Origin of the sequence: Thiocystis violascens DSM 198 (assembly GCF_000227745.2) — a bacterium.
Taxonomy (GTDB): Bacteria; Pseudomonadota; Gammaproteobacteria; order Chromatiales; family Chromatiaceae; genus Chromatium; species Chromatium violascens.
Genome location: NC_018012.1, coordinates 4,811,853 through 4,825,111, shown reverse-complemented (window position 1 = coordinate 4,825,111; position 13,259 = coordinate 4,811,853). Strand labels below are relative to the sequence as shown.

Sequence of the window (13,259 nt, the reverse complement as noted above, 5' to 3'; positions counted from 1 at the left end):
TCCGGCGTCGCCCGTCGTCGCGCCATCCTCCCGCGCCTGTTCCAATTCGGAAACGTCTACTCGTTTGGCGAGACGGCTACTGTCGATTTCAGAGATCATGTCTGGCGCGCGCCTATGCCTATGACAAAGGCACGCCCGAGGATCATGGGCGCTCGCTGGCTTGGTTCAAATAGGCTAGAGCGGTGTCCTCGTCTGTTTCGATGGCGATCTCAACGGCGCGTTTGGCGGCTTCAAGAAGTTGGGTGGCGCGTTGCTTGGCTTGGCGAGCGGACTGGACCGCCTTTGTGATCGTTTCCTGGGTTGATGCTTGAATATTCGGGATCGGCAGAGCGAGCAAGTCTGACTCGGAAATCGCCGGGTACATGGTGGCGCTGGTATGCAAATCCATCAACTCGCATACAAGAGGCAGGCGCAGATAGGTCAACAGCACCTCGGATCTGATCAGATGAGGCCGTAAGACGACAAACCCCGATGAGCAAACGTAACCATCCTGTTCGGGGGCAATCACGGCGGAAAGCCGTCGTATGGGGCGAACTGTCGAGGTAATGACATCGTCTGAGCGGACGTGCTGCGTTGCCCGTGTGGGTGCCTCCTGCTGAAACATCGCTTCTGCTTGCGCCGTTCCATCGGTTTCAAGTCCGCCGATTTCAATGTAGTGGCAGCGGTCCGTCCCCGTTGGAGTGAAGCGTTCATGGCGCGCGGGTGCAACATCGTTCAAGGCCAGGCCATCGCGACCCAAAAGTGCAAGCAGGTTTGCGACGCGCGGTGCGAAATACTCAGCATCCATCCGCCCCGCCTCAAAGGCATCGCGACTGCTGCGAACATAGGTCAGCGCTTCGGGTGGTTTCCATGTGCTCAGGCCTAAAGCGACGAGGAGCGAAGAGTCGGCATCAGCGAGCGATTGCCGGCTGTCCTCCAGCACCATATAGGCCATATCAATCACTTGCGCTACATTTTCTCGCAATTCATTACGCAAGAGAGGTATCGGTAAATCACGAACTTTCGCGAGTGACAACCCTTGTTGAACCATGCCTGTCGAATTCCGCAAGATCCAGTCTTGGCCAAAACTCGAATTCAGGTATGCAAGCACGTACTTTGCGCAAAAACCGGCGCTCTGATTTATCGCGATTCTGGCAACATCCTGGTCTATATTTGCCGGTAGAGTACGCGCTGTAACAAATGCGCAAGCACCTACAGTTCCTCTTGTGGACAGAATTAGATCGCCGGTTTCCAAGGAAGACCGTTGATTTGATGAATGTGTATTCAGCGAAATCGTGTCGGCTTCATCGCGCGCTGCAAACCAGTTTTTCGCACATTTTGCAGTCAACATTGCAATATTTGATGCAGGGTCGACCTCATGATAGCCGTGCGGCCCATCCGTTATGAATGCCAAAGAGCCGAGAGGCGCGGATTTGAAGTGCCTACGACAGGCATCCTCAAATAGGTAGCGTTTTTGGAAATATTGGGCATCGATGCGAAGCTCATTATTCAGTTCACTTCGTTGCATCTCAGTCGCCTCCAGCCCCTCCAACAACCGCGCATACCGCGCCGGGTCAAAGGGGCTCAGCGAAAAAAACTCAAGCCCTCCTTCCTCCCGAATTCGATGAAGGCATCGGCGATCCCGTCCTCGGTCAATCCGTCATGGTTGAAGAGATCGTGCCGGACGATCAGATGCCCGTGGGCATCTAGCAGCGGGCCGCCGTCGGGCGCCTGACGATAGATCTTGTCGCCCGAATTGTCCTTGCTCGGCTCGCGCATGGTGGCGAAGAAGATTGGGTAATCGTCCGTCCTCGGGCACAGCGGCCCCGCCGCCGGGTCGTCGTTCCACCTCTGGATGAAGAGCACGCTGGTCTTGGTGCCGGTGTGGGGCTTGAAGACGTTGCCGTGCAAGCCGACCACGGCCAGGATACGGCCATGCTCGGCGAGGTACTCGCGCAGATCCTTGTCCGAGGCATTGTTGAAGCGGCCTTGCGGCAGCACCACGGCCATGCGTCAGCCCGGTTTAAGGAAGCTCAGGTTGCGCTCGATGAAGAGGATGTCGCGCCCGACCGTATTCTGATGTTTGACCTTGACCTTGCGATAGGTGCCGTCGGCGACCTTGTAGATCACCTCATGGCTGGCGTGCAGCGCCTCGGGGAAGGTTGGCGTGGCATCGACGATGTTTCGATCCTGGGGGTCGACCTTGGCGATCTTGGTCAGGCTGACCGAGCGGGCCAGGTCGTACTTGGCCAGGATGCGCGTTTCCTTGATGTCGCCCGCGAAGGGCGGATTGGCCATCAGGATGTCGAAACCGAAATCGCGGTTGCTGGTCTTGTCGAGCCGCAGCTTACGCAGACGCTTCCAGCCCTCGCCGTAGACATCCAGCCAGGTTTCGTCGCCGGTTTTTTCGTCCCAACGTTCATAGTCCAGGGTGTTGAGATGCAGGACGTTGGTCTGACCGTCGCCAGCGATCAGGTTCAAGGTGCGGCCCACGCGCACCGCCTTCTCGTCGAAGTCGATGGCGAAGACCTTGTCGCGCACATAGTCCTCGCAGCGCGCGGGCTTCTTGTCCGTCGTGAACAGGTGGCTCTTGGTCAACCCAGCCTCGCGCATGATGGCTTCCCAGACATGGAAGATGGCATGCACCGGAAAGCCGCAACTCCCCGCCGCCGTGTCGATCAGCGTTTCGTCCGCCTGCGGATTGAGCATCTTCACGCACAGGTCGATGACATAGCGCGGGGTGAAATACTGGCCCTTCTCGCCCTTGCTGGATTTGTTGATGAGGTATTCGAATGCCTCGTCGACCACTTCCAGGTTGGAGTTGAAGAGCTTGACCTTTTCCAGCGAGGCGACGCAGACCGCCAGGTGGCTCGGCGTCAGATCGAGCCGCGCGCCTTCGGAAAAAACGCCTTCCCATTTCGTTCTGGCCTTGTCGAACAAATCCTGAATCTTGGCCTTTAGCTCGGTTTCGGTATCGCCGTAGTTCTTGAAGACGAGATGGCGTTTGCGGTCGCGCCCGCCTTCCCACTCATCGTAGAGTTTGGTGAAGATGAGCTTGAACAATTCCTCGAACACGTCCACGCCGGCATTGGCCAGCACCTCATCCTCCATTTCGAGGATCAGATCCTTGAGCGACTTTCGTTCATTGACGAGCTTGTCGAGCTTGATCAAGTCGTCGATGGTCCAGCGTTCGGACAGGATATCCGACAGCTTTTCATGGACCGATGGAATCGCGGGGATATCCTCGAAGTAATTAGGATCCTTGCGGTGGTAGTAGGAAATCTGATCGCCATTGGTCCAGACGCCCATCGGCGCGCCCGTGGCGTTGCAGTAGCTCTTGAGTTGCTCCTTGCCGTCCTTGAGTTTGGGCTTCTTGAGTTCGAAAAGGATATAGGGCGTGGCGATCTTGTCCTTGTCGAAGAGACAGATGTCGGCCCGCTTTTTTTCGCGCCCGAAGGTGACTTCATACTCGACGGCCATGCGACTGATCGGGTAGCCGAGATCGTCGCGCAAGACCATCAGGTAAAGCTGCCGAACGGCTTCCTCGGGGGTGAGCTTGATCGGCTTGCCCCGCACCAGGCAGGTGACGTAGGGGGTCGGTTTATTTCCAGAATCCTTGAGGGTGATGGAGGCTTCGAGCGCGGCGATTTGCTCGGGCTTGAATTGGCTGAGCTTGTAGGCGCTGTCTTTCAATAGTTCCGTGAGGAAGGGTGTCATTCTGTGGTTTCCGCGCGTGCCTTGGTTCTAGAGCCTGCGTTTCACCGTTGTGAGGCACCATCACGGCAGCGTTCGTGCCGGTCCAGCGCCGCGCGGGCATGTGCAAACTTCGTGTGGTCAAGAAGGCACGTAGCTTCAGGGAATTGGGCGGCGTTGGCAAACCCCGGTGAGCGTGGCGATGATGCGGGCAAGAAGGTCAACGGGCGCAAGCGTCATCGTTTGGTCAATACCCTGGGTTTGCTGCGCGTCGCGCTCGTCACCGCCGCCGGCGTGCAAGATCGTGATGGCGCACGTCAGTTCCTGTGTCACCTGCCCGGCCCTTGCAAGATACTGCGCAAGATCTGAGCCGATGGCGGGTACAGCGGAACGAACCCTTGTCTGGCTCCACCTGTCACGACGCCTCGGCAAGGACTCCGCGCGCCGGATGTCGAGCAGCGAAGCTTCTTAAGGTTCCCTTAGAGGGTGTAGACAAAATCAAACCGTTGTGGTCAACCGCCGCAGCAGGATGCGCGCCTCCGCCAGCCAAACCCAGGTTTCGGAGACCGCTGGCAGACGGTCATGATGCATGATCAATCGACGGGCACGCTCATTCCACGCATGGGTGCGCTCGACAACCCAGCGCTTCGGCAGCGGAACGAAGCCGTCGGCGTTGGCGATCACCACTCGGTCAGGCGCCCCGTCCACGTGCCAGGAGCCAACGCTTTTGTTGGCTGGATGGCGCACGACTTCCACGCGGATCGCGTGGGTCTGCTCGGTGGTTTGGGCAAATTGACCGGCGTAGGCGCTATCGACAAACAGCGTGTTGATCTGGGGGTACTTGGCGGCCGCGTCAGCGACGGCGCCCGAGGCGGCATCGCGGTCCTGAAGATTGGCCGCGACCACGCTCACCGCCAACACGAACCCCAAGGTATCGACCACCAGGCTGCGCTTGCGCCCCTTGACCTGCTTGCCCGCATCAAAGCCGCTCGGTCCACCCTGCGGCGAGCCGCGGGTCGATTGCGCATCCAGCACCGCCGCCGTCGGCGCGATCTCACGCCCCTCGCGTTCGCGCCATTGCCCCCGCAGTCGATCATGCATCTGCTCAAACTTCCCAGCCGCACTCCAACGGCGAAACGTCTTGTAGACATTCTGCCAAGGCGCGAAATCGTGCGGCAGCATCCGCCACGCGCACCCCGTGCGCACCACGTAGCAACACGCCTCCAGGATGCTCCGGCGCGACACGCGGGGCGGTTGACCCCGCCCGCCCGGCATCTCAAAGAGAGCGGCGACCAAGTCCCACTCCGCATCGGTCAGACAACTTGGGTAGCTTTGGTCGGGGTCGTGGCGACGATGCGCATCCGTATACCCATACCGACGCGGCGTTGCGCGCGCTTGCGCCTCGAGACCACTCTCGCCCCGGAGGCGCGTGACGCCCGCCTCCCGCAAGGACTTGCGAATCGTGGCTTCATGAGCCTCGATTCCCGTCCGTGCCGCGAGTTCCCGGGCAATCTCTGACAGCGTGGAGGTCGGGCGATCCGTGACAATTTGACGCAATACCGCTTGCTCCGCCTCGTGAATCTTGGGGGGACGACCAGCTTTCGACATCAGCGCACACCAGCTCAGTTGTAGACTGGTATACAAATAGCAGCTCAATTATTTTTGTCTACACCCTCTTAGAGACCGATCAGGCGCGCGCGGCCTCGTCCAATGCCTTGCAGTCGCCGCTGCCGCTACCCTTGCGACTCTTGGACCCGCTACCGCTACCGCTGCCATTGCCATTGCGCGCGATAAGACGCTCCAACCCTGAGGTCAGGCCCGCCTGATCCGCGCTGTCCGCGTCCTCGGTCATCCCCACTCGCTTGGATCCAGAGCCTTTTCCACCCGCATTGCCGCCGCGCTCCATGGGCGTATCGATGATGACATCGACCGCTTCCTGTGTCAGATGCTGAGCCGAGTAGACGACGCCCTGGCGCTCGATCTCAGCGACGAAGGCGCGCAGAGGGTTGCGCGAGCCGCGCAGCAGGTTGTCATAAATGGTTTGCAGATCCGCGTTGTCGGTGCCGGCGATGGCGACTTCCAGATCCTCGATGTCGACCTCCTCGATCAGCGCGCCGACCTGGAGTGCCGCGAGGTAGGAACCTTCACCCCGGTCGATCAGGTCCGTATAGAGCTGCTGGAGTGCACCATCGGCATAGACGCCGAGCGCCTCCGGATCCGAGGGGTCCGCGAGCCCGTATTTGTCCATCGCGCCCTTGATGGCATCCATGTGCTTCTGCTCGGACGCGGCGATGTTCTCGAAGGGGAGCAACTGCCAGAGCGCATCCATGTTGAGATAGACATCCCGCGCCAGCCGCTCTTCCTCGCGCATGAAGAACAGGGTCGCGGCCTCCCCGGCATCCAGCTCACCGAGCACCGGCTGGACCGGCTGACGGCCGTTCGGCCCCGCGCCCAGGGCGGGTGCGGCGGACAGGATGGCGCTCATGGCGATGGCGACAGGGATCAGGCGGTATTGCAGGGTCATGGCGGTGTTCTCTTCAATCAGGTTCGACAGGATCGTCACGAGCCCTAATGCAGCCGTCGTGCCAACGCTTAAATCCCTGATTGACTGGCACTGATGCCATGGCGGGACGCGCATTCGGTCGACAATTCGCGTGCGGCTCGACAGAAATGTCGACCTGGGCACTGGATGTTCGGAGGCTGACCGGAAACGCCCGAGCGGTTATTCTGACCGGGCACCGCGCGTCCGCGCCCCGAGGAACATCCATGCCTGCATCTGTCGCCACCGTCGCCGAGACCGCCGCCCGAGCGATCACCGGTGCGCTGTCGCTGCTCCTGCTTGCCGACGCTCCCGCGCTCGCCGCGGAACCGCTCGCCATCCGCTCCGATGTCTCGTTCGGCTATGACACCAACCCGGCACAAAGCCGGGAAGGCCCCGAACTGGCCTTTGCCCGCTACGGCGTCGAGTCGGCGCGGGCATGGCCGCTCGCAGGCGCCGAGTTTGGGTTCATCGCGAGCGGTTGGTATCGCGACAACGAGGCGGACAACGACAGCTATCGCCTCTCGCTGACAGGCGATTGGACCCGCGCGACGAACTCGGGCGCGGGTTTGCTCAAGGTCTCGGTCGCGGGCGCCGCGTATCGCGATCGGTTGGTCCCGGCTGACGAGCGCGACGAGGCGGCCGTGGGAATCCGTTATTCGCGCGTGCTGTCTGCCCGCCATACGCTGGGGCTGAATGGCGAGTTGCGTCGACTCGCCTACCGCAACGCCTCGCTACCCTGGGCCGGGCGTCCCGGCGCGGGCGCGGATGCAGGGTCGGGACGAGGCTCGGACACGGGGCGGAATGCGTCCACCGACAACCGGCACCGGAACGACACGCTGGCCGTGCGCCGCGACGATGACCTGTTCGGAGTCGGTCTGGACTTGACGCGCCATTGGCTGCCCAGTGTTGCCAGCGTGCTGTCGGTCGCCCACGCGCGGTGCGAGTCTTCCATGACCGCCCAGACCTACGACCGCGATGACCTCGGCCTGGCGCTGCGCGTCACGCCCGCCGAACGCTGGCGCCTTGAACTCGGACTGGGCTGGTCGTTGACGCGCTATGCCGAAATCTCGCGGCAAGTCAGGCGCGAGGACGAGCAACACAGTCTGACGTTTGCCGCGCGCCGTGCCTTGCCTGGCCGCCGTCCCGGCGAAGGCGAAGCGTTCTGCGGTATCGACTGGCTCGACAGCGTTTCCACGCGCGCGGAGCGGTCATTCCAACAACAGGTAATCCAATGTGGCCTCTCCTGGTCGTTCCGTTGATCCTCTGCTCGTCGGTTTGGCGATGCTGCTGTGCCTGACCGCGTGGCCGGTCGGCGCCGGGGATCCCGTCTTGGCACGGATCCTCGCCATCGAGGCGGAGCGGGTCATCGTGAGCGTCGAGGACGGACGCGCGGGCGCGGACCCGACGCGGGTGGTCGCGGTCGAGGTGGCGAACCGGTCGCCGGGGATCGCGGTCGGCGCGCTCGTCCGGCTGTGGCCCGGCGCGTCTGGCGATCCGCTGACTGGGGGGCGTCTGGAGCCGCTCGCCGACGATCTCGGGTCGCTCGATCGCACCGGGGTACGGGCGCGCCTCATGCAGGGCGGACAACGCGGCTTTGGCGGCGGACTCGGAGGCGGTGGGCGCGGGAGTGGCACGGGTGGACGCTGACTTGGGCGCGCGCCGCCTGCCGCCGCCCTGGCTGGGCCATCTGCTGGTGTTCGGCCTGCTCTTCGCGCTGGTGCTCGGCTGGTTCTTCGTGCAGACCCGTCAGGCCGAGCGCGCCTTTCAGGACGACGCCGGCGAGCACGCTCGTCTGCTGGCGGATGCGGTGATCCTGCACGCGCGCGGAGCGCTGCTGGCGGAGGAAGCGATGGGCCACATTCTGACCCGCTTTCTCGGTCAGTCGGCGCGTTTCGTCGACTATCTGGACAGCATCGCACCCTTTCATACCGAGGAGCTGGCCGCCTTCGCCGCCGAGGCGAGCCTGTCGGTCATCCGCATCGTGCGCGCCGACGCGACGGTGCAGGGACCCGCGGACTGGGAGACCGCCGAGGCCCTGGACTGCGCGTCCCTGGAGCGTCTCATCCGTTTGCCGCGGGCGCATGCGATCCTCTTCGGCGTGGCGGCGAGCCAGGGTCGGGGGTGCGTGCTGGTCGGCATGGACAGTCGTCAAACCGAGGCCCTGGAGGCGGCCATCGGCCTGCCGCGCGCGCTGGCCGCCGTGGCCGAGTTGCCCGGCGTGATCTCGGTTCGGCTCCTGGGCGAGACCCGGAACGCGTTGGCCACCGGGCACAACGCCGGATTGCCGCAAATCACTCTGGGTCGCGCGGCGGACGGCCGTCTGGTCGCCCAGGCCAGCGCCCCGGTGGCCGGTGCCGAACTGAGACTGGAACTGGACGCGAGCCCCTTGCAGCGCATGCGCGCCCGGCTCTGGTGGGAGTTCATCGTCTTCGTGCTGGTGCTGGTGCTGACCGGCAGCGCCGGCACCTGGGTGCTCTACCGTCATCAGCGCGCCCACGAGCGCCAGCGTCTCGGTTATGAGCGCCGGCTGTCGCGCCAGCGCGAGGAAGCGGGGCTCGGACGCGCGGCGGCGGCGATCGCCCACGAAATCCGCAACCCGCTGAACGCCATGGCCATGGGGCTGCAACGCTTGCAGATGGAGGCCGAGGAGCTGACGGCCGAGCACCGCCGTCTGCTGGAGCTGGTCCGCGAGGCGGTGCAACGAACCAACGGCACGGTCACGGGACTCCTGGACTACGCCCGGCCGATCCAACCGAGACGCATCAGTCTCGCGCTGGATGCCTTGATCGTCGATCAACTGAGCCTCTACGCTCCGGCCATCACGAAGGCCAGGATCGGTCTGGAGTCGAGTCTGTCGCCCAGCTCCCAGGTCTTCGGCGATCCCGATCTGCTGCGCCAAGTCCTCGACAACCTGCTGCGCAACGCGCTTGAGGCCAGCCCCGCCGGGAGCCTGCTCCAGATCGGTCTGGCACGGCTGGACGGCGAGACCTGGCTCACCCTGGAGAACGACGGACTGGAACTGCCGGCGGGCGAGGTCGAGCGCATTCTGGAACCCTGGTTCACCACCAAGACCCTTGGCACCGGGCTGGGCCTGGCGATCTCCCAGCGGATCGTCAGCGCACACGGCGGGCGCCTGCTGCTGACGGTGCCAAGACCCGGGCGGTTGTGTGTCACCGTCGTCCTGCCCGCGCGACCCAACGATTAACCCGCGTCGACTCCGACGCCACAGATGAGGGCTAACCTGGTTGATCACTCAAAACGACGCCTACCGTCATGGACGCGGTTTCACCGGGAGTTCGGATGAATATTCTCATCGCCGATGACGACCCCATGCAGCGCGAGCTGCTGGCCGGCTTTCTGCGCAAGCAGGGCCATGAGGTGCATGCCGCCGCCGATGGGACCGAGGCATTGGAGATCTTTCGCCGCGCGCCGATCCAGCTCGCGCTGCTCGACCATCGCATGCCGGGAATGACCGGCGATCAAGTGCTGGAACGGATAAAGGCGCTGAATCCACTGGTCCGCGCCATCCTCATCACCGCCTTCGGCGCGGTGGACATGGCGGTTCGGGTGATGAAGCTCGGCGCGGACGACTTTCTGGAGAAGCCCGTGGATCTCGTCCAGTTGCTGCAAAAAATCGAGCTGTTGGAACAGCGCGTGGCGGTGACGGCGGACGTGATCGAGGTGACCGAGACGGTCGCCAACGCCACTCTGCCGATCGAGATTATCGGCACCAGCCCCGCCATGCAGGAGACCCTGTCGCTGGTACGGCGCGTGGCCGACAGCCCCTGGAGCGTGCTGATCCACGGCGAGACCGGCACCGGCAAGGAGCTGATCGCGCGCCTCATCCATCTGCTCGGCCCGACGCCGGACGCCCCCTTCGTCGAGGTCAACTGCGCGGCGATTCCGGAGAACCTCTTCGAAAGCGAGCTGTTCGGTCATGAGAAAGGCGCCTTTACCGGCGCGGAGCGCACCCATCGCGGCTGCTTCGAGCGGGCCGCCAGTGGCACCCTCTTTCTCGACGAAGTCGGCGAACTGCCGCCCGCGCTGCAATCCAAGCTGCTGCGCGCACTCCAGGAGAAGCGCATCACCCGAGTCGGTAGCGAGCGCGAGATCGCGGTGAGCACCCGCGTGCTGGCCGCCACCAACCGCGACCTGCGCGCCCTGTGCGAGACCGGCCAGTTTCGCGAGGATCTCTACTTCCGGCTGCGGGTGCTGGACGTCGCGCTCCCCCCGCTGCGCCAGCGGCGCGAGGACATCCCGTCCCTGATCGAGCACTTCATGACCCGCTATGCGCGGCGGCCGACCCGACTCGCCCCCGAGACTCTGGACCGGCTGGTCCGTTATCGCTATCCGGGGAACGTGCGCGAACTGGAGCACATCATCCAGCGCAGTCTGACCCTGGCGCGCGGCAGCGTCCTGCTCCCCGCCGACCTGCCCGAAGAGGTGCGTACCGACCTGTCCGCCGATCAGGGCCTGTTGCAGGAGCGCCTGGATGCCCTTGAGCGCGACATGCTGCTGGCGGCCCTGGAGCAGACCGACTGGATTCAAACCCACGCCGCCGAGCAACTCGGCATCAGCGAGCGGGTGCTGCGCTACAAGCTGGGCAAGTACGGCATCCGGCGGCCGGAGACCTGAGCCTTGGCAGGGTCGTCGTCCGGACTAGTCCAGGTCGCCGCCAGCCATTCTCTTTATTGACGTAGGAGCCCGCTTGCGGGCGACTTGCGGGCCTGCGGGTTTGCTTGCCAACGATGGGTTTGGCAGACCCAAAAGCGACTGGCGGGTCATGTCGCCCGCAAGCGGGCTCCTACGAGGATCGGGTATCCTTGCCGTCGAACCCTCGACGTCGTATCCAGAGAGGTATCCCGCATGTCGCCGTCCCCCTTTTCGTTTGATCGCTTCAGCATTGCCCCTTTACGCCGTCCCCATGCCAGGCTCGGCTGGATGAGCCTCCTCAGCGCCATGGCGATGACTGCGGCGTCCGGGGAATCCATTGGCCCGCCGGCCGCTCCCGTGGCCGAGACATTCCTGCCTGAAGTCCTGGTGACCGCGCCGGGCGCGGCGACCCATCCAGCCGCGACCCTCTCGACGTCCATCCAAGATGTGCGTACCGGGCTGCCGGCCGATGGCGGCGATCTGCTGCGCCGTTTGCCGGGCGTGTCCGGCGCGCGCATGGGCGGTCATGGCATCGACCCCATCGTGCGCGGCCAGAGTCAGAACCAGCTCAATGTCCTGATCGACGGCGCCTATGCCTTCGGTGGCTGCCCGAACCGCATGGACCCGCCGACCACGCTCCTCGAACTGGACGCCTTCGACCGCCTGACCCTGATCAAGAGCGCCCAGACCGTGCGCTATGGTGGGGGCGGCAGCGGCGGGACGATTTTGTTCGAGCGCGACACCCCGCGTTTCAGCGCGGGCGAGGCACCGCGCGTCCGACTGAACGGCGGCCTGACCAGCAACTCGGAGGCCCAATCCGCCGGCGCCGACATCGCGTTCGGCAATCCGCTCGGCTTCGCGCGCGTCACCGGACAGTCGCGCAGCGCTGACAATTACCGGGACGGCAACGGCGACGAGGTGCGTAGCGCCTTCAACAGCGACGCGGCCGGCATCACGCTCGGCTTGACCCCGAACGACGGCACGCGGCTCGAACTCAAGTACGACCGCACGCACAATTGGGATGTCCTCTTCGCCGGCTCGGCGATGGACTCGCCCTACAGCGACAGCGACCAATGGCGGCTGACATTCGACCAGGACGTCGTGCTGGGTCCGCTGCACGCGCTGCACGCCGCGTTCTACAGCGTCAACGTCGATCATCTGATGGACAATTATTCGCTGCGCACCCAGACCAGCCCTTTCCGGTTGCGGGTGCCGACCGAATCCGACACGACCGGCGGGCGCCTGGTCGCGGACCTGACCAGCGGCGCGACCGACTGGACCCTTGGCGTCGATTCCCTCAAGGTCGCGCGCGACGCGACTCGCTACTGGAACTACCGATCGGCATCCGTCAACGTTCCCCAATCTTACCTGTGGCCAGATGTCGAGCAGGACGCTCTGGGCCTGTTCGCCGAGGCGGAGCATCCGCTGAGCGAGGTCGCGCGGCTCACCGCCGGGCTACGCTATGACCGGGTGCGGGCCAGCCTCTCCCAGTCACGGGCGAACGCCACCCCGGTCGGACCCGCCTGGGTGTGGTCGCCCAGTCGACTCTATGCCGCCTATTATGGCCGTGCCGCCGAGGACCGCACCGAGCACAACCTGGGCGGCTTTCTGCGCTACGCCCGCGACCTGCGTCCGGGGCTCGAACTCACGGCGAGCCTGAGCCGCAGCGTTCGCACCGCCGATGCCACCGAACGGTATCTGGCCTCCAATGGCAATCCGGCGTCCGCGCGCTGGATCGGCAATCCGGGCCTCCGGCCCGAACGGCATCATCAGATCGACCTCACGCTGACCCGAACCGCCGCGAGCTGGCGCACCGGTCTGGAGGTTTTCTATGACCGGGTCAGCGACTACATCCTGCGCGACCGTGCCCACGGACAATCCGGCATCCTGCTGAGCGACAACGCCAGCATCTACCGCAATGTCGAGGCCGAGTTGGCCGGCGGCGAGTGGACCGGCGGGATCCGGTTGGGCGCCCACTGGGAAGCCGGTGCATCGCTTGCTTATGTATCCGCTCAAAACCGAACCGACGGGCGCGCGATCGCTCAGATCCCGCCCCTGAACAGATACCTGAGCCTGGAGCACCGACGGGAATCCTGGTCGGGCGGCGCGCGGATGAACTGGTCCGACACCCAGCACCGCGTCGATGACGACCCGCTGACCGGCAGCGGTCTGGATGTCGGCGAGACGCCCGGCTGGTGGGCGCTCGACCTCTATGGCGAGGCCAGACTCGGCCAGCACGGGCGTCTCAGGCTCGGGATCGACAACCTCTTCGACCGCGCCTATGCCGATCATGTGAACCGCGCCAATCTCGATCCCTTCAATCCCGGCGCGGTCCAGGTGAACGAGCCGGGCCGGGTGCTGTGGGCGCGGGCCGCGGTCGATTTTTGAAGGT

Annotated in this window: 10 protein-coding genes and 1 pseudogene; 6 read left to right on the top strand and 5 right to left on the bottom strand. The window is 64.2% G+C overall.

The genetic code is table 11. The annotated features are described in order from the left end of the window. Positions 1-142: 142 nt before the first annotated feature. The 3 genes from THIVI_RS24990 to THIVI_RS25940 are packed head-to-tail and all read right to left on the bottom strand — an operon-like array spanning position 143 to position 3,696. Positions 143-1,507 (bottom strand): restriction endonuclease subunit S domain-containing protein, encoded by a 1,365-nt coding sequence (locus THIVI_RS24990; protein WP_014780632.1) that lies wholly within the window; start codon positions 1,505-1,507, stop codon positions 143-145. 56 nt (positions 1,508-1,563) lie between these two features. After that, entirely contained in the window at positions 1,564-1,989 is a 426-nt protein-coding gene (locus THIVI_RS25945) for an N-6 DNA methylase (RefSeq protein ID WP_041447144.1), read from the bottom strand. Between the two features lie 3 nt (positions 1,990-1,992). Beyond that, positions 1,993-3,696: a type I restriction-modification system subunit M gene (locus THIVI_RS25940; RefSeq protein WP_245537329.1), complete on the bottom strand. Its 1,704-nt coding sequence runs from the start codon at positions 3,694-3,696 to the stop codon at positions 1,993-1,995. Positions 3,697-3,852: 156 nt separating this feature from the next. Between THIVI_RS25940 and THIVI_RS26385 the strand changes: the two are divergent. Next, positions 3,853-4,144 (top strand): annotated as a pseudogene (locus tag THIVI_RS26385) (transposase); the annotation flags it as partial. A 26-nt stretch (positions 4,145-4,170) separates the two neighbouring features. Here THIVI_RS26385 and THIVI_RS21545 read toward each other — a convergent pair. Together THIVI_RS21545 and THIVI_RS21540 are read right to left on the bottom strand one after the other, a co-directional pair. Next, a complete protein-coding gene (locus THIVI_RS21545) occupies positions 4,171-5,280 on the bottom strand; it encodes an IS5 family transposase (RefSeq protein ID WP_041447215.1) in 1,110 nt (369 codons plus the stop codon). Positions 5,281-5,359: 79 nt separating this feature from the next. Next, positions 5,360-6,196, bottom strand: coding sequence for a DUF2202 domain-containing protein (locus THIVI_RS21540; protein WP_052315144.1), 837 nt, complete (start codon positions 6,194-6,196; stop codon positions 5,360-5,362). A 242-nt stretch (positions 6,197-6,438) separates the two neighbouring features. Between THIVI_RS21540 and THIVI_RS21535 the strand changes: the two genes are divergently transcribed. The 5 genes from THIVI_RS21535 (at position 6,439) to THIVI_RS21515 (ending at position 13,255) form a co-directional block, all read left to right on the top strand. Then, positions 6,439-7,473, top strand: a complete 1,035-nt coding sequence (locus THIVI_RS21535; RefSeq protein ID WP_014780630.1) for a hypothetical protein — start codon at positions 6,439-6,441, stop codon at positions 7,471-7,473. Continuing rightward, positions 7,448-7,861, top strand: coding sequence for a hypothetical protein (locus tag THIVI_RS21530; RefSeq protein ID WP_157174538.1), 414 nt, complete (start codon positions 7,448-7,450; stop codon positions 7,859-7,861). Before THIVI_RS21535 ends, THIVI_RS21530 begins: the two co-directional genes overlap by 26 nt. Then, a complete protein-coding gene (locus THIVI_RS21525) occupies positions 7,851-9,419 on the top strand; it encodes a sensor histidine kinase (RefSeq protein WP_041447843.1) in 1,569 nt (522 codons plus the stop codon). Before THIVI_RS21530 ends, THIVI_RS21525 begins: the two co-directional genes overlap by 11 nt. A gap of 95 nt (positions 9,420-9,514) precedes the next feature. After that, positions 9,515-10,849 carry a sigma-54-dependent transcriptional regulator gene (locus THIVI_RS21520; protein WP_014780627.1) on the top strand — a complete coding sequence of 445 codons (1,335 nt, stop codon included), beginning with the start codon at positions 9,515-9,517 and terminating at the stop codon, positions 10,847-10,849. A 306-nt stretch (positions 10,850-11,155) separates the two neighbouring features. Then, positions 11,156-13,255 carry a TonB-dependent copper receptor gene (locus THIVI_RS21515; RefSeq protein WP_245537328.1) on the top strand — a complete coding sequence of 700 codons (2,100 nt, stop codon included), beginning with the start codon at positions 11,156-11,158 and terminating at the stop codon, positions 13,253-13,255. Positions 13,256-13,259 lie beyond the last annotated feature (4 nt).

Coding starts and splice junctions, on each gene's coding strand:
- THIVI_RS21520 (WP_014780627.1), top strand. CDS start 9,515: ATGAATATTCTCATCGCCGATGACGACCCCATGCAGCGCGAGCTGCTG.
- THIVI_RS21515 (WP_245537328.1), top strand. CDS start 11,156: ATGAGCCTCCTCAGCGCCATGGCGATGACTGCGGCGTCCGGGGAATCC.
- THIVI_RS25945 (WP_041447144.1), bottom strand. CDS start 1,989: ATGGCCGTGGTGCTGCCGCAAGGCCGCTTCAACAATGCCTCGGACAAG.
- THIVI_RS25940 (WP_245537329.1), bottom strand. CDS start 3,696: ATGACACCCTTCCTCACGGAACTATTGAAAGACAGCGCCTACAAGCTC.
- THIVI_RS21535 (WP_014780630.1), top strand. CDS start 6,439: ATGCCTGCATCTGTCGCCACCGTCGCCGAGACCGCCGCCCGAGCGATC.
- THIVI_RS21540 (WP_052315144.1), bottom strand. CDS start 6,196: ATGACCCTGCAATACCGCCTGATCCCTGTCGCCATCGCCATGAGCGCC.
- THIVI_RS21545 (WP_041447215.1), bottom strand. CDS start 5,280: ATGTCGAAAGCTGGTCGTCCCCCCAAGATTCACGAGGCGGAGCAAGCG.
- THIVI_RS24990 (WP_014780632.1), bottom strand. CDS start 1,507: ATGCAACGAAGTGAACTGAATAATGAGCTTCGCATCGATGCCCAATAT.